We start from the raw sequence: 15,785 nt of genomic DNA, 5'->3' as shown, positions 1-15,785 counted from the left end.
AGGGGACACGTTCATGCCTCGACGTCACCGATCCGCTCCAGCGCGTCCACGACGAGGTTCCAGAACCGCTCGTGGTCGAGGGAGACCGCGACCTGGGTGGTGCAGTCGTCGGGGGCGGGTGCGCGGAAGTCCGTGACGGTCATCCCGACCGTCAGCGCGCCGCGCAGCTCGATGTCCACCGGGGCCTTGCGTACGGTCATCACGTCCGGGTCGATCACATACGCGACCGCGCACGGGTCGTGCACCGGGGGGTACTCGAAGCCCTGGTTCTCCCGGTAGGCCTCACGGAAGAAGTCCAGCAGCTCCAGGACGAAGGTGGCGGGCCGGGTGCCGACCGCGGCGATCCGCTCCTCGACCGCGGGGGTGGCCAGCGCCTGGTGGGTGAGGTCCAGGCCGACCATGGTTACCGGCCACTTCTCGTTGAAGACGATGTGCGCGGCCTCGGGGTCGATGATGATGTTGAACTCGGCGACCGCGCTCCAGTTGCCCTCGTGGTAGCCGCCGCCCATCAGCACGACCTCACGGACCCGCTCGACGATGCGCGGCTCCTTGCGCGCGGCGAGCGCGATATTGGTCAGACCGGCCGTCGGGACGAGGGTGATCTCACCGGGCTCATGCGCCATCACGGTGTCGATGATCAGGTCCACGGCGTGCCGGCGGTCCAGCTCAAGGACCGGCTCGGGCAGGTCAGGGCCGTCCAGACCCGTCTCGCCGTGGATGTCCGGCGCCGTCTCGATGTCCCGTACGAGGGGGCGGGGGCAGCCGGCGGCGAAGGGCACGCCGGTGATCCCGGCGATCCGCGCCACGGACAGCGCATTGCGGGTCACCTTCTCGACCGACGCGTTCCCGACCACGGTCGTCACGGCGACCAGCTCGACCTCGGGATTGCCATGGGCCAGGAGCATGGCGATCGCATCGTCATGCCCCGGGTCGCAGTCGAGGATGATCTTTCTGGCCAACGGAAGAGCCCCTTTGCTCTGCGGAACGGTGGTGCGGGGGGTGCGGGTGAAGTCTCTGGGAGCGCCGCAGGGGGCTGCTGCCGCTGGAAAACGTTCTCCGAGAATTTCGCTCACCGTGCCGTCGAATGTCAAAGGAGTGTGCGGCGTACGACCGGTTGCGCCATGGCGCCGATACGGTCCGTGAGCGGTGATAACGTTTGCCGCCCTCATCCGGTACGGCTCGACAAAAGGGGCGCACCACCGTGGCCGAAGTGACCTTGAAGGACGTCGCGCTGGCGTCCGGCTGCTCCATCGCCACGGTCTCCCGCGTGCTCGCCGGCACCCGCCCGGTCGGCGCCGAGACCGCCCGGACCGTCCGCGCGGCGGCCGAGCGTCTGGGCTACCGGCCCAACCATGTGGCCCGCGCGCTGCGCAGCCGCTCCACCGGCACCGTAGGACTCGTGCTGCCGCAGATCACCAACCCCTTCTTCCCCTCGCTCGTCCGCGAGCTGGAGCACGCGCTGCACGCCGAGGGCCGGGCGGTGCTGCTCGCCGACTGCGACGACGACCCGGTCACCGAGGCGGCCCGGATCAACGCACTGCTCGCCCGGCAGGTCGATGCGCTGCTGCTGATACCGGTCGACGAACGGCGCAGCCGGGAGGCGGTGGCGAGCGCGGCCGAACGCGTGCCGCTGGTCCTGCTCGACCGCGGCTGCGGCCCGGGCGTCGCCGACTCGGTGGCCGTCGACAACGCGGCCGGTATGTCGCTGGTCCTCGCGCATCTGGCCGCCACCGGCCGCCGCCGGCCCTGCTTCATCGGGGCGGCCGGCACCGCGTCCGCGGCCGTCGAGCGCCGCGCGGCCTACGAGGCGGGAGCCGCCGCCCTCGACCCCGCCGCTCCCGGGCGCAGCGCACTCGGGGACTTCTCGGTGGAGTGGGGCCGGGCCGCCGTCGACCACCTCTGGCCGTCCCGCCCGGACGCCGTGATCTGCGCCAACGACCTGATCGCGGCCGGTGCCCTGCAACGGCTGCGGCAACTGGGCGCGGACGTCCCGGGCGAGGTAGCGGTCACCGGCTTCGACGACATCCCGCTCGCCGGCCTGGCCGACCCGGCGCTGACCACCGTCCGCCAGCCGCTCGCCGAACTGGCCGCCGAGGCCGCCCGTCTGCTGTCCCGGCAACCACCGGCGTCCCGGCGCACGGTCCGCCTCACGCCGGAGCTCGTCGTACGGGCCTCCAGCGTGCGCGCCGGTACGGTCTCCGCGCACTGACCGGACGCTGTCCACCGGTCCGGCAACGTAGCCTGACGGACCGTCAAATCGCTTGCCTGCTCGGCCAGGCCCCTCCGTTCCGGGAAGCACCCGGCAGGAGAGTGCCGCTGGCCGGACCTCTTGACCGTACGCGGTCAGAGAGTAAAGTCTAGACCAATCCCCTCACCCTCGCGTCACCCCACCCCCCCTCGCGAAAGGGTTGACATGAACAGGAAGAGAAGGCTGGCCCTTGCCCTCGGAGCGGGTATCGCCCCGCTCCTCGTCGTCACCATGCCGGCGAGCCCGGCCAGTGCGCACGGCTATGTGTCCTCGCCGCCCAGTCGTCAGGCGCAGTGCGCGGCCGGCACCGTCGAGTGCGGTCCGATCAAGTGGGAGCCACAGAGCGTCGAGGGCCCCAAGGGCCTGACCAGTTGCAGCGGCGGAAACAGCCAGTTCGCCGATCTCGACGATGATGCGAAGGGCTGGAAGGTCACCCCGGTCGGCAGCTCGCAGGCCTTCAGCTGGCGACTGACGGCCCGTCATGCGACCAGCACCTGGCAGTACTTCGTCGGCGGAAAGAAGGTCGCCGAGTTCAACGACGGCGGGGCGCGGCCCCCGGAGACCGTGACGCACACCGTCAACTTCGGCGGCATCACGGGCAAGCAGAAGATCCTCGCGGTCTGGAACGTCGCCGATACAGCGAACGCCTTCTACGCCTGCATCGACGTCAACATCGGAGGCTAGGGGGCAGACCGCCCGCCCCGCAGACCGTCCCCTCGTCGAACGCGTCCGTCCCGTCCCCGCCACCTCGTCGCCCCGGCCGGTCACTGCGGTGAGCAGCCTCAACAGGGCGACGAGGGCGGCGGGGCGCACCCGTTACGATCGGGCCCATTCGAGGCCGTTGATCGTGGCCGCTGCCGGGAGGAAAGTGATGGGCCTGTTCCGCCGAGGACCGAAGCGGGATTCCCGCGACCTGGCACGCGATGGGGAGTTCAGCTTCTTCTCCGAGCGCGAGGGCGGCGTCTTCAGATCACAGGTCCGGCAGGCCTTCGCGGAACAGGGCCTGGAAGTCATCGCGTATCCGGGGGTGGTGACCGACTCCTCGGGCCGGCAGTTCGGCCTCGGCAACCTCGCTGCGGTCTGCCACCGTGACCGGCGCGGTGAGCGCAGCTGGCCCGCGCTGATCCGGGACCACGTCGGCAAGGTGCTGCGGACCATGGACGGCCCGCAGCCTCTGGAGATCCTCAGCGAGGACGAGATCCGGGCCTGTCTCTACCCCCGGGTCGTCGCCCAGGAGACGCTGCCGGCCTCGGACTCCTTCCGGTACGGACGCGAGCCTGCGCCCGGGCTGCGGGAGGTACTTGCGCTCGATCTGCCCGAGGCGGTGCAGATGCTGAGCGAGGACTCGCTGACCGACTTCGGTGACCTGGCCGAACTGCGGATCAGGGCGATGAACAATCTGCGCGCACTGCCCGTCGAGGGGCACGAGACCGTCCGGCGCGGCGACGGCTCGGCGTTCGAGGTGCTGCTCGGCGACTCCTTCTTCACCGCGAGCCGGGTGCTGGTGCTCGACGAGCTGGTGCAGCGGATCATGGGCACCGGGCTCACCGCGGACGGGGCGCTGGTCGCCCTGCCCTTCCGGCACCAGCTGGCCTTCCACCGCATCCATGACGCCCAGGTCATCCCGGCGTTGCAGGCCATGGCGCAGTTCGCGGCGGCCGGTCACGAGGATGCGGCGGGCGCCATCAGCCCCCGGGTGTTCTGGTGGCGCCGGGGCATGATGACCCCGTTGAGCGAGCCGGACGGTGAGGGGCTACGGGTGGTGGTGGACGGGGAGTTCCAGCGGTTGCTGGAGCGGCTGGTGCAGGACGAGACCTGAGCACCGGGCACCGTGCACCTGCCGCGCGCCGTCCGCACAAGATTTTCTTGCCGAATCTCCACGGTGGGGGAACCTGCGGCGTCCCGCACCCGTTTCTATAAGTGAGGCCCCACGCTCTCCCCCGTGCGTGGGGCCTCACCACTGCCCGGTGCGTGTTCTCGCCGCCGCTCAGTCTCCGAGCCGGGCCCGTTCCTCGTCGGTCAGCAGCCGGGAGCGGATCAGGAAGCGGACGCCCTCGGGCGCCTCCAGGGAGAAGCCGCTGCCCCGCCCCGGTACGACATCGACGGTCAGATGGGTGTGCTGCCAGCGCGCGAACTGGTCCGCCGCCATCCAGAAGTCCACCGGCTCCGGCACCCCGGTCACCCTCAGCCGTGCCAGCAGCACGTCCGACGATCCCGTACGGAACTCCCCGGCGGGGTAGCACATGGGGGCGCTGCCGTCACAGCAGCCGCCCGACTGGTGGAACATCAGCGGGCCGTGCTGATCGCGCAGCAGGCGCAGCAGTTCGGTGGCCGCCGCGGTGAGCCCGATCCGCGAGGCGGCCTCCGGTGCCGTCGTGTGCACGGCGGCCGCGTCCCACCCGTCGCCGCCCGCCATCAGCAGCGGCCCGGCTTCGTCGTGCGGCAGCTGATCTGCGGCCTTTCGCTCTGCTGTCGGTACACCTGTGACCCCAATCCTGACCGGCAACGTGCACGCATGGTGCGGGATGCCGCCGGGTCGGCCCAGGAGGCCCCCGGAGCAAGGCCAACGGGCCGACCGGGCGGCGATGTCCCAGTCAACCGACGGGAGGTTGCACGATGGTTGCACGTCAGGGCCGGTTCACCCGGAGGGCGGAGCCTCGTTCCGCCGGACCCGGTGGGGGCGTTACGGGCACGCGGTGACCGGCAGGGGGCCGGAGGCGCTTGCCTCAGCTTGCCGGGCCGTGGATCCTGCGGTGGGTCAGCGCCCACCACACCTCGGCCAGATCGGCCGGGTCGCGCAGGTTGGTTCCGGTGATCTCCTCGAAGCGCCGGAGCCGGTTGCGCAGCGTATTGGGGTGGACGTACAGCACGCGCGCGGCGGCCTCCAGACGCATGCCCTGCCGTAGGTAGGCGGCCACGGCCTCCTCCAACTGGCTGCCGTCCTCGCCCCGTTCGGCCAGCGGAGCCAGGCGCAGCCGTACGAGTTGTTCGCCCACGGCCGGCATCGCCACGACCGTGGCCCGCAGCCCCAGTTCCTCATGGGTGAACACCCCGACGAGGCCGGAGCCGACCGCGGCGCGCAGGGCCTGGGTGGCCCGGATGAACTCCGTGGCGAGCCCGGACGCGGGCGCCGGGGCGCCCAGCCCCACCACCAGACCCCGGCACAGTCCCTCCGGACGCCCGGCCAGCAACCCCGCCGCGTCCCCGTCCACCGTCGTGACCAGCGGCTTCCCGGAGGCGTCCAGGGCGAGCCAGGGGCGCAGCAGATCGATGGTGCGGGCGAGGGCGGCGTCGGTGGAGTCGCTGCCGGGAACCCGTGGGGCGGGGTGCGGGGCGCCGTACGTGCCGTCGGCCCCGGGAGGGCCGGGCAGCCGGGCCCGGAACGGGAGGCGGAGCGCGCTGTGGTCGTAGGCGCCGTCCAGCTCCCCCGCATCGGCGTGGCCGTCGGCCCGGTGCTCGCCCCACCGCGTCTCGCCGAGCAGCAGCGCGCGCACCAGCGCCGCCCGCCGGCGGTCGGTCACCGTTCTTCGCTGGAGGTCGGCGCGACAGCTGCGGATGATGCGCAAGGTGGTGGCGGCCGCCCAGGCCCGGAGCGTCTCGGCGATCGGCAGCAGCTCTTCGGCGGTGCCCTGCCGGGCCGCCATCTCCTCGCCGAACCGCCGCCAGACGATGTCCGAGCCGATCCGGTACGCCGAGATGATGTCCTCGACGGGCACGGAGCGGGCCAGCGCGGTCACCTCGTCGAGATGGGTGGCCGGGAGGTCGTACGCCGGGCCGCCGCCGTCCCCGGTGTCCCGCGGTGACCGCTGCTGCTCGCCGGACCAGCGCTGCACCAGCGACAGGCCGTTGCGCAGCGAGGCGGTCACCCGCGGCCGGAGCTGGTCCGCCGACACCGCCGCGTAGGAGGGGAGTTGCGCCCGGAGGGCGTGGATGACCTCGTCGGTGAGGGCGTCGATCCCGGCGTGCAGAGCGGCAACGGCCCCCGGCACCCTTGTGGAAGTCTCCACCCGTCCCCTCCCGACTCGGTGTCTTTCCCCATGGCGAAAGCGATCATTCGTCGCCATGCTACGAGGAAGCCGCCCGAATCCCTACAGACGTTCGATCCGGGACGACATGTGTGCCGTCGTCAGGATCCGTCCGTGGCGCCGGCGGGCGGCCCCGCTTCACCCCAAGACCCCCCGCACCCCAAGGAATTCCATGGCTGTTTCCTGGCGCCGTATCGCGGTGCCCGCCGCTGCGGTCGGCGTACTCGTCCCCGCGGCCCTCGGCGCCCACGCCCTGCTCTCCGGCTCCGGCGACCCCGGCTCGTCCCCGGCCGGTATACGGGCCGCCGAATCCGCGGACCCGGACAGCGTGCCGGACGACGGTGCCGGAGCTTCCGGACCGGAGGGCGCCGTCGTCGCCAAGCCGTCCGGCGCGCCCGCCGGCTCCGGCCGTTCGGTCTCCGTACAGCTCTCGTCGTACGACGTCCAGCGCAAGCAGGCGGTGCTCAAGCCGTCCGCCGGCAAGACCGTGCGCACCGGGGACGTCATCGCCGCCGCGCCCAACCGGCACGCGCCCGCGGGCGCGCTGTTCAAGGTGGGCAAGGTCACCGGCTCCCGTGGCGGCGAGGTCCGGGTGACCACCGTCCCCGCCACGCTCTCGGAGCTGCTCGGCGACCGGAAGGTCGACCAGCGCGCGGCGCTGCGGGCCGGCGAACTCACCGTCAAGCCGCTCTCGTCCGGCGTCTCCGTGCGCACCCCGTCGGCCGGCCAGGGCCAGGGCGGCACCGGCCCGGCCACGCCGTCCGACGGTGCGAGCGCACCGTCCGGCGGGCCGAGCACGCCCGCCGGCGACGGCCAGGACGCCTCGGCCGGAGCCTCCCCGAGCCCGTCGGCCTCCGCCTCCGGGGCGCCGCGCAGCGGGCTCACCGGCACGAAGCACCCGGCCGCCACCTCCCCGGGAAGTACGCTGCCGCCCGATGCGCGCAAGGGGCTCACCACCCTGCGGCTGGGCGTCAATGTGCCGCTGCCCAAGGGCGTGGAAGCCACCGGTAAGTCTCCCGCCCGGCTCTCCGGCGAGGTGACGTTCCGGCCTGAGCTGATCTTCCAGTACGACAAGCGCGGCGGGCTGAACCTGCTGCCGGAGCGCGCGGCCGTCGGGCTCGGCGGCTCGTACTCCTACGGGTGGCAGGTGCACGGCAAGGTGCGCGGCACCGCCGACACCGGACAGGTCGCGGTGCCGCTCGCGGCGGTCACCGGCCGGCATGTCTTCTGGGTCGGCCCGGTCCCCGTCGTCGTCAGCACCGAGGTCACCTTCACCTACCGCTTCACCGCAGGCGGGCGCATCGTGCTCGACGCCGACCAGCGCACTTCCGGCTCGTTCGCCGTCGGCGCGAAGTACGACCGCGGGCACGGCTGGCAGCCGCTCCATGAGGCGCGCCAGCAGACCAAGGGCGCCGCTCCCCGGGTCGAGGGCGCGGCCTCCGCGACGGCCAGCGTCGGCGCGCACGCCCAGGTGTTCCTCTACGACACCGCGGGCGTCGGCGGAGACCTCTCCGTCCACCTCACCGGACGGGCCGCGGCGGCCACCGGCGGCGGCGCCCCGGCGTGGGCGCTCAGCGCGGGCTACGACCTGAAGACGCAACTGATGCTGCAACTGAAGATCTTCGGCATCCAGATCGTCGACCTCAGGACCACACCGTTCGCCCTGCACGACGAGCGCAAGCTCTTCGGCCACGGGAAGCTGCCGCCGGCCTGAGCCGGCGGTTCCACGACGGCCGGAGAAGCCGGCCGGTCACCGCACCCTCCCGCCGTCCGGGCGGGAGGGTGCGGACCCGTGTGCGCTCACCCGGCCGGTCGGTGACCGGATGTCGTCGCACGGCCGGGTGAGCCACGTCTCACCCGGGCGGCGCACCTTGTTTATGCAACTCGTTGCATAGAAGGATCGGGGTATGGCGCTCGAGAGCGTCCGGCACCACTCGCCGTGAAGATTCCGCGCCACAACCTCAACACCCGAGCCAGAGAGGCGCAGCACCGTGGCCGACCCGCTGCTGTTCAACCCGCGCACCTACGACCCGGCACACTTCGATGCCGAGACCCGCAGGCTGTTGCGCGCCACCGTCGACTGGTTCGAGGACCGTGGCAAGCGCCGGCTGATCGAGGACTACCGCTCCCGTGCCTGGCTGGCCGACTTCCTCGCGTTCTCCGCCAAGGAAGGGCTGTTCGCGACCTTCCTCACGCCGGCCTCCGCCGCCGACGGACAGCAGGACAAGCGCTGGGACACCGCCCGGATCGCCGCGCTCAACGAGATCTTCGGGTTCTACGGGCTCGACTACTGGTACGCCTGGCAGGTCACCATCCTCGGTCTCGGCCCGGTCTGGCAGAGCGACAACGCCGATGTGCGCGCCCGCGCGGCGGAACTGCTCGCCCAGGGCGAGGTGTTCGCCTTCGGACTGTCCGAAAAGGCCCATGGCGCCGACATCTACTCCACCGACATGCTGCTGGAGCCCGACGGCGACGGCGGCTTCCGGGCCAGCGGCTCCAAGTACTACATCGGCAACGGCAACGCCGCCGGGCTGGTCTCCGTCTTCGGCCGCCGTACCGACGTCGAGGGCCCGGACGGCTATGTCTTCTTCGCCGCCGACAGCCGCCACCCGGCGTACCACCTGGTGAAGAACGTCGTCGACTCTTCCAAGTACGTCAGCGAGTTCCGTCTGGAGGACTACCCGGTCGCCGCCGGCGACATCCTGCACACCGGCCGGGCCGCCTTCGACGCCGCCCTCAACACCGTCAACGTCGGCAAGTTCAACCTCTGCACCGGCGCGATCGGCATCTGCGAGCACGCGATGTACGAGGCCGTCACCCACGCGCAGAACCGCATCCTCTACGGCCGCCCGGTCACCGCCTTCCCGCACGTACGCCGCGAGCTGACCGACGCCTATGTCCGCCTCGTCGGGATGAAGCTGTTCAGCGACCGCGCCGTCGACTACTTCCGCTCCGCCGGCCCCGACGACCGCCGCTACCTCCTCTTCAACCCGATGACGAAGATGAAGGTGACCACCGAGGGCGAGAAGGTCATCGACCTCATGTGGGACGTCATCGCCGCCAAGGGCTTCGAGAAGGACACCTACTTCGCCCAGGCCGCCACCGAGATCCGCGGCCTGCCGAAACTGGAGGGCACGGTCCACGTCAATCTCGCGCTGATCCTCAAGTTCATGGGCAACCACCTGCTGAACCCGGCCGAGTACCCGCCGGTGCCGACCCGGCTCGACGCCGCCGACGACGCGTTCCTCTTCCGCCAGGGACCGGCCCGCGGTCTGGGTGCCATCCGCTTCCACGACTGGCGCACCGCCTACGACGGCTACGCCCATGTGCCCAATGTCGCCCGCTTCCGCGAGCAGGCGGACGCCCTGTGCGAGTTCGTCACCACCGCCGCCCCCGACGAGGAGCAGAGCCGCGATCTCGACCTGCTGCTCGCCGTCGGCCAGCTGTTCGCGCTGGTGGTGCACGGCCAGCTGATCCTGGAGCAGGCGCAGCTGACCGGCCTGGAGCAGGATGTGCTCGACGAGCTGTTCGCGGTCCTCGTACGGGACTTCTCCGCGCACGCCGTCGAGCTGCACGGCAAGGACTCCGCCACCGCCGACCAGCAGAGCTGGGCCCTGGGCGCGGTCCGGCGCCCGGTGGTCGACGACGCCCGCTCGGCGCGCGTCTGGGAGCGGGTCGAGGCCCTGGCCGGGGCGTACGAGATGGCGCCGTAACGAGGGAACAGCGGGCCCCACACACGGGCAGGGGCCGGGCCGGCCGACGCCGACCCGGCCCCTGCGGGGACCGCTCAGAACGGACTCGGTACCGGCTCGGAGACCTCAGAGGCCTCAGAACAGACCCTGCGTCAGGGCGACCGAGTCCGGTACGGCGACCTCCTCGGGTGCGCTCAGGGGCATGATGCCCTGGATCTGCTGGATGACGTAGTGGGCCGACATCATCGCGCCCTCCTGCCAGCCGGGCAGCGGCGAGATCTGATCGCCGGTGACGAAGAACGCGTCGGTGCCCTCCGGCTGGAGGAGCTGCTTGTAGGCCTTCTTGTGCTCCTCCTTCTGGGGCTTCCACGCCGCCCAACCGCCCAGCTGGTACGGCACCTTGTGCCAGGCGATGGAGAGCCCCTTCTTGTCGGGGACGACGGAGCGGTCCTTGAACTCCGGGTGCAGCTGTGCGGCACCCTCGCGGGCCAACTCCAGGCGCTTGGCCGGCGGCAGCTTCCCGAGGGTGTCGGCGGCGCTCCCGAAGTTGTAGGCGCCGGTCAGCGTCCCCTTGTCCGAGAAATAGCCATGGGACGGGTACCACATCTGGGTGATGTTGTGGCCGGTCCAGCTGATACCGCCGTAGATCCCCTCGGTGTCGTCGGTGCCGCCGAGGTCGCCCTCCCAGAACCGGCGGTTCGCCTGCCAGCCGACCTTGCAAGTCTTCTCGAACTCCACCACGCTGAGGGCGTGCTGGAAGGGGTCGGAGAAGTGGGTCAGTTGGAGCTTGCGCAGCACCGGGACGGGGATACTGCTCACGCAGTAGCGGGCGTTGGTGTGCACCTCCTCGTTGCCCTTGCTGCGGTAGGTGACCGCGACGGAGAGTCCGCGCGGGTCGATCTCGATCTTCCTGACCTCGGCGCCGAGCACGAACTTTGCGCCGGCCCGTTTGGCCTCGCGCGCCAGCGCCGTGACGATGTGGTCCATGCCGCCGACCGGCTGGAACATCGTGGCCTGCCACAGATAGTCGACCGGCTGGTAGAAACGGGTCTTCCAGAAGCCCGAGTTGACCAGCTCCTCGAACGACAGCGGCGGGGCCGGTACCGGGAACTCCTCGATCTCGGGCCGGTCCAGATACCCGGAGCGGGTGGACCCGCGGTACTTGCCGTTCGGGTCGAGCGCACCGAACACCCGCAGCAGGTCCCGTAGTTGACCGGTGAAGGTGTCCGTGCTGACCAGTGACTCGGCGAGCTTCGCCGCGAGGTGGCCGCGGGTGTCGTTCGCCACCCGCCGGTTGCGCCAGGCCACCTCGGCCTGCGGCGGACGGACGAGGTTCGCCGTGGTCTCCATGATGTACGGCTCCAGGTCCACCCCGAATCGACGGCAGTACGTGAGCACCCGCCGGTGGTGGTACGGGATCCGTCCGGGGCCGACGTTGAGGTACAGACCGTCGTCGAAGTCGCAGGTGTGCGTCGGGGTGACGGCGCCGTGGTCGTCGAGCTCGAAGAGCTTGTCGCCCTTGCGCACCGTGCGGTTGCGCCCGCCGACGCGGTCCTGCGCTTCCAGGACGGTGACGTCGTAGTCGAGCATGCTCAGCTCGTAGGCGGCCGTCAGGCCCGCGATGCCGGCGCCCAGGATCAGCACCTTCGTGCCCGCGCCGGGGGTTCCGTCGGGCATGACGGTGCCGGTCCAGCCGGTGGCCTCCGGCCCGGACAGACCGCTCATGGCGTGCCGGAGCGCCTTCGCGGAGTCGTCGACGGTGGCGGCCGCCGCGGACCCCTGGCGGTTCGGCCGGGTCATCCCTCGTCTCCTTCCGCCGGCGTGCCGCCGGACGGCGGACAGTTCTCGATGATCTTGTACTTCATGGCCTCCGGATAGTCGTGCCGCGCCAGCTGCACCCGTACGACCACCGGCCCCTGGTTGACCGGGTCGGCGGGCTCGGCGATCCGTTGGAGCAGGGCTTCGAGCGCGTCGTGCCGACGGACGGCGAAACCGCTCATCGGGTGCTTGGCGGAGCCGAAGACCTCCGCGAGCTTGTCGTACTGCCAGGGGTGCAGTTCGTTGTAGAACTCGGCACCGTCGGAGGGCGGAGCCCCCGCACCCTCCTTGTAGTAACAGGGCTGGACCAGCATCTGCTCGATCCCGTAGAACGCCTCGTTGTCCAGGACGAACACCACCGGGCGCAGACCGTGCCGCACATGGGTGGACATCTCCTGGCACGTCTCCTGGAACGAGCCGTCCCCGACGAACACCATCGGGCGCTTGTCCGCGTGCTGCCGGCCGAGCGCCACGCCGGTGGCCGCGCCGACCGAGTAGCCGATGGAGAGCCAGCTGTTCTGCGCCACGTACGAGGCGCGCTCCGCCATCCGCAGATTCATCGAGCCGATGAGCGCGAACGCCGCGTCGCACACCACGGTGAACGGGTTGGTGCGCTCGTTGGGGGGCTCGGTGGTCTGCGCGGCGAGGAACGCATTGATGTGCCGGAAGAAGCTGTCGTACGTCACGTTCTCCGGGTACGGCCCGCCGGTCTGGCCGGCCAGGTGGGCGGCGGTGGTCTCCGGGACGTCCAGGCCCGCGCTGCGCGCACGGGCGAAGTAGTCCGCGGAGAAGGAACCCGCACCGAACTCGGCGGTCAGACGTTCCCGCAGTGCGGGGAGGAACCGGGCGAGCTGCACATCGGGGAAGTACGAGGCCCCGACATGCACCCCGTCGTGGGCGGCGATCGCCCAGTCGTCCCCGATCGACTGCGCCCCGCCGAGGTTCTTCGACGTCGCCCAGGAGCCCAGCCCGATCCGGCAGCCCGCGTTGTTGAAGACCGCGGCCACATCCGGATGGCTGGCCTTGCCGTTGTAGACGCCGGAGAAGCCCGGGGTGTACTCGGAGACCACGGACTTGGCGCCGATGGTGGTGCAGAACGGGATCCGGGTCTCGCGTACCAGCGCCTCGAACTCGTCGGACAGCCGGAACCGGTCGATCTCCTCACCGGCCCACAGGATCGGATTGCCGTGGCTGCGCACCAGTTCCACGCACGCGGTGACCGCCCGGTCCAGCATGCGCTGGTTCTTCGCGGTGAAGGGCCGCTCCCGGCGCGTCAGCCGGCCTTCGGGCGCAGGACACTGCGCCCCCCAGACGTCGTCCATGACCTCCAGGTAGACCGGCCGCCGGTGGGACAGGCAGGCGGTGATCGCGCTGTCGATCTGGGTGGGCGCCAGACCCGGGTTGGAGATGACCTGGGCGTCCACGGTGACCTGGCGGTAGACCTCCAGATTGCTCGCCGGGCGCTGGGACATGTGCGAGGTGAGCAGGCCGATCTCCTGCTGGTTGAGCCACTGCTCGTACGAGGGGGCCGCGTTGATCGCGATCAGCGGTACATACTCGGCGAAGCCGCCGCCGATCGCGTTGAGCAGGTTGAACGCGCCCACGCTGTAGGTCACGGCGACCGCGCCGATGCCCTGCTCACCGAGGGCGAGCTGCGCATCGGCGACCTTCACCCGCGCATAACCGTCCGCCGCCTGGCCCGCGCCCCCCTCGGTGGGCGTGCCCACCCAGCGCACCGAGGTCTTCGCGTGGAGCGTCGCCAGGAACGGGCCCAGATGGTCGCCGGGCACGCCGAACAGATGGGTGATGCCGAGCTGTTCCAGTCTGCGGCCCAGGTACTCGGCCACGGTGCAGGTCGGAGAAGTGCTCATGACGTCAGCACCCCCTCTCGGGTCCGGCCTTGCGAAGTGGCCGAGGCGGCGCGCTCGCGGGATCCCGCGGCTCCCGCGCCAAAGGCGCTCTCGTCCGCCGCGGGCGCCTCGTTGACGGCGATGGCGGCCCGTACGGCCGTCTCCACCGCCCCCTCGATCCAGGCGTGTTTGAGCGAAACATGCTCACCGGCGAAGTGCACAGGACCCTCGGCCCGGACCACATCGAGGTGGAAGCTGGTCATCTGGTGCGGGGTGTACACGGCCGCCTCACCGCAGGCGTACGGGTCGCGCAGCCAGCTCTGGGTCTGGCCGGCACCGGTGTAGAAGACCTCGATCCGGCGGCCGTGCACCGACTGGAGGTTGCGCAGCGCGTAGACATAGCGCTCGGCCTCCTCGAAGGAGTCCCAGCGCGCGGCGTCGTCCGACCAGGAGTAGCCGGCCAGCACCACACCTCCCTGACTGCCGGGGACCGGGTGGGAGGGGTAGTACATGAAGCGGTTGGGGTTGTCGGTGGTGGAACCGCCGCCGTACGCGTTGGTGGCCGGCCGTACGCCCCCGCGCAGCGAGGCGTTGCGGTGGTACTCCACCTGCTCGCTGCTGATCTGCTTCTCGTCCACGCTCGGATGCGCGCCGAGCAGTCCGGTGGGCAGGTCCCGCAGGCTCTGCGGTACCGCCACCGCGGCCTCGGCGTCGTCCTCGCCCCACTGCTGGTAGTACTCGTACAGACCGGGCGCGATGGCGTCGAGCTCCCGCTTCCAGTCCTCCTCGGTGAACTCCCACCAGCGGCGGGAGAATTCCAGCAGCACCTTGGTGGCCTGGTCGTAGTGCGTCTCGATGACGGCGCGGCGCTTCTTGTACGAGAACGGTGGGGTCACGGTGGCGAACCGCAGGCTGGAGAACGGGACGGTGACGATCGCCAGGTCACCGGTCCAGGTCTCCACCTCTCCGTACGGGTCGTCCTCGGGCACGGTCTGGACGGCGACGGCGGGGCCGCCCGGCCCGGCGAGTCCGCCTCGGTGGCCGTCGCGGCCCGGGTCGTAGTACTCCAGCCGGGTCATCCGCCGGCCCATCACGAGCTGGTCCTTCAGGTTCTTGGCGAGCGCTTCGGGGAGCTGCCGGCTGCCGCCCTCGATCTCCCAGTACGTGGCGGTGGGATCGATGTCGCTGCGGCCCAGGAAGCTGTGGAAGAAGGCGAGGTGCAGCCGGGAGGTCATGTTCTCGATGGTCCCGATCGCCTCGACGGCCTCATCGCTGAACCCGGCGTACTCGCGCAGGAAGCGGCCCATGGAGAAGCCGTCGAAGTCCCGGATGACCTCGGCCCAGCCGTCCAGCCACTCCGGGAAGGGCTTGTTGACCCGCGTCCCGTCGCTCTGCCGTACGGAGTAGTAGTCGCGCACCGGCTCCAGGGCCTGGTTGACCATCTCGGCGGCCGTCACCCGCGATTCGGAGCCGGTGAGGTGGAAGCCCTCGTTGATCTGGGACGGGTCCATGGCGTACTGGGCGCGGCGGACCTGCGTGCGGTTGGTGCGGATCCACGTGTGGTTGCGCTTGTCCGGCTCCCGGAACTCGGGGCTGGGCTCGCCGTTCGTCCAGATCTTGCCGTCCTTGAACGACTTGTAGACCACCGGAGGCACAGGGGCGTGCTGGTTACCGGTGCTCGGATCGATGTCGACGTTGAAGAACAGCCGGCGCTTGAGGCCGAGTTTGTCGATCAGGGCCAGGGTCAGCGGATGGAAGCTGGGCAGGCGCATCGCCCCGGCCTCCGCGTACTGCGCGGGGTCGGTGAAGGGCGGCGGCTCGCCCTTCTTGGCGTGGAAGGTTTTGATCCGGCCACCGACGCGGTTGGCGTTCGCCTCCAGGATCGTCACCTCGTGCCCGGCACGGGTCAGCAGATCGCCGGCCACCAGGCCCGCGATGCCCGCTCCGACGATCAGGATGCGCTTGCGGGTGGCGGGGGGCTCCAGCCCCTTGTCGATCAGTACGTCGAGGTAGCGCAGCTTGAGGTCTTCGTTGGCCGGCTCGGGCCCGACCAGCAGGAGTTCGCGGGCGAGCTGCTGGTAGGTCTTGTCGTCGGCGCGCTCGGCCCCGGTGTGGCCGGTGCGGATGTCATGACGGGTGTCGGTCATCGTGA

General features: G+C 70.9%; 11 protein-coding genes. 5 read left to right on the top strand and 6 right to left on the bottom strand.

Annotated features, from left to right (window positions below):
• Nucleotides 1-11 precede the first annotated feature (11 nt).
• Nucleotides 12-959, bottom strand: coding sequence for a uridine-preferring nucleoside hydrolase UriH (gene uriH / locus ACZ55A_RS06035; RefSeq protein WP_468834930.1), 948 nt, complete (start codon nucleotides 957-959; stop codon nucleotides 12-14).
• 242 nt (nucleotides 960-1,201) lie between these two features.
• Between uriH and ACZ55A_RS06030 the strand changes: the two genes are divergently transcribed.
• From ACZ55A_RS06030 to ACZ55A_RS06020, 3 genes are all read left to right on the top strand, one after another.
• A complete protein-coding gene (locus ACZ55A_RS06030) occupies nucleotides 1,202-2,209 on the top strand; it encodes a LacI family DNA-binding transcriptional regulator (protein WP_468834927.1) in 1,008 nt (335 codons plus the stop codon).
• Between the two features lie 204 nt (nucleotides 2,210-2,413).
• Complete coding sequence (locus ACZ55A_RS06025; RefSeq protein ID WP_468834924.1) at nucleotides 2,414-2,932, top strand: lytic polysaccharide monooxygenase auxiliary activity family 9 protein; 519 nt, start codon at nucleotides 2,414-2,416, stop codon at nucleotides 2,930-2,932.
• A gap of 187 nt (nucleotides 2,933-3,119) precedes the next feature.
• Complete coding sequence (locus ACZ55A_RS06020) at nucleotides 3,120-4,067, top strand: hypothetical protein (protein WP_468834920.1); 948 nt, start codon at nucleotides 3,120-3,122, stop codon at nucleotides 4,065-4,067.
• 168 nt (nucleotides 4,068-4,235) lie between these two features.
• Here the strand turns inward: ACZ55A_RS06020 and ACZ55A_RS06015 are convergent, their stop codons facing one another.
• Together ACZ55A_RS06015 and ACZ55A_RS06010 are read right to left on the bottom strand one after the other, a co-directional pair.
• Complete coding sequence (locus ACZ55A_RS06015) at nucleotides 4,236-4,664, bottom strand: DUF779 domain-containing protein (RefSeq protein ID WP_468834917.1); 429 nt, start codon at nucleotides 4,662-4,664, stop codon at nucleotides 4,236-4,238.
• Between the two features lie 310 nt (nucleotides 4,665-4,974).
• On the bottom strand, nucleotides 4,975-6,255 hold the full coding sequence (locus ACZ55A_RS06010) for a PucR family transcriptional regulator (protein ID WP_468834912.1): 1,281 nt from the start codon (nucleotides 6,253-6,255) through the stop codon (nucleotides 4,975-4,977).
• A gap of 190 nt (nucleotides 6,256-6,445) precedes the next feature.
• On the opposite strand from ACZ55A_RS06010, the gene ACZ55A_RS06005 reads away from it, so the two are divergent.
• Both ACZ55A_RS06005 and ACZ55A_RS06000 read left to right on the top strand, forming a co-directional pair.
• The gene (locus tag ACZ55A_RS06005; RefSeq protein ID WP_468834907.1) at nucleotides 6,446-7,987 is read left to right on the top strand and encodes a hypothetical protein; all 1,542 of its coding nucleotides are present in this window, start codon (nucleotides 6,446-6,448) and stop codon (nucleotides 7,985-7,987) included.
• A gap of 277 nt (nucleotides 7,988-8,264) precedes the next feature.
• Entirely contained in the window at nucleotides 8,265-9,986 is a 1,722-nt protein-coding gene (locus ACZ55A_RS06000) for an acyl-CoA dehydrogenase family protein (protein ID WP_468834904.1), read from the top strand.
• 114 nt (nucleotides 9,987-10,100) lie between these two features.
• Here ACZ55A_RS06000 and ACZ55A_RS05995 read toward each other — a convergent pair whose 3' ends face one another.
• The 3 genes from ACZ55A_RS05995 to ACZ55A_RS05985 are packed head-to-tail and all read right to left on the bottom strand — an operon-like array spanning nucleotide 10,101 to nucleotide 15,780.
• Nucleotides 10,101-11,765 (bottom strand): flavin monoamine oxidase family protein, encoded by a 1,665-nt coding sequence (locus tag ACZ55A_RS05995; RefSeq protein WP_468834901.1) that lies wholly within the window; start codon nucleotides 11,763-11,765, stop codon nucleotides 10,101-10,103.
• Entirely contained in the window at nucleotides 11,762-13,654 is a 1,893-nt protein-coding gene (locus tag ACZ55A_RS05990; protein WP_468834898.1) for an alpha-keto acid decarboxylase family protein, read from the bottom strand. The genes ACZ55A_RS05995 and ACZ55A_RS05990 overlap by 4 nt, the downstream gene beginning before the upstream one ends.
• Nucleotides 13,651-15,780 carry a flavin monoamine oxidase family protein gene (locus ACZ55A_RS05985; protein ID WP_468834895.1) on the bottom strand — a complete coding sequence of 710 codons (2,130 nt, stop codon included), beginning with the start codon at nucleotides 15,778-15,780 and terminating at the stop codon, nucleotides 13,651-13,653. Before ACZ55A_RS05985 ends, ACZ55A_RS05990 begins: the two co-directional genes overlap by 4 nt.
• Between the last annotated feature and the right edge of the window lie 5 nt (nucleotides 15,781-15,785).

The organism is Streptomyces sp. NPDC034111, from assembly GCF_055575375.1.
This window is presented reverse-complemented; position numbering and strand designations above follow the sequence as displayed.

What these genes read in the sequence shown, in the direction of transcription:
- ACZ55A_RS06015 (WP_468834917.1), bottom strand. Translation starts at nt 4,664, where the DNA reads ATGGCGGGCGGCGACGGGTGGGACGCGGCCGCCGTGCACACGACGGCA.
- ACZ55A_RS05990 (WP_468834898.1), bottom strand. Translation starts at nt 13,654, where the DNA reads ATGAGCACTTCTCCGACCTGCACCGTGGCCGAGTACCTGGGCCGCAGA.
- ACZ55A_RS06020 (WP_468834920.1), top strand. Translation starts at nt 3,120, where the DNA reads ATGGGCCTGTTCCGCCGAGGACCGAAGCGGGATTCCCGCGACCTGGCA.
- ACZ55A_RS06005 (WP_468834907.1), top strand. Translation starts at nt 6,446, where the DNA reads ATGGCTGTTTCCTGGCGCCGTATCGCGGTGCCCGCCGCTGCGGTCGGC.
- ACZ55A_RS05985 (WP_468834895.1), bottom strand. Translation starts at nt 15,780, where the DNA reads ATGACCGACACCCGTCATGACATCCGCACCGGCCACACCGGGGCCGAG.
- ACZ55A_RS05995 (WP_468834901.1), bottom strand. Translation starts at nt 11,765, where the DNA reads ATGACCCGGCCGAACCGCCAGGGGTCCGCGGCGGCCGCCACCGTCGAC.
- ACZ55A_RS06025 (WP_468834924.1), top strand. Translation starts at nt 2,414, where the DNA reads ATGAACAGGAAGAGAAGGCTGGCCCTTGCCCTCGGAGCGGGTATCGCC.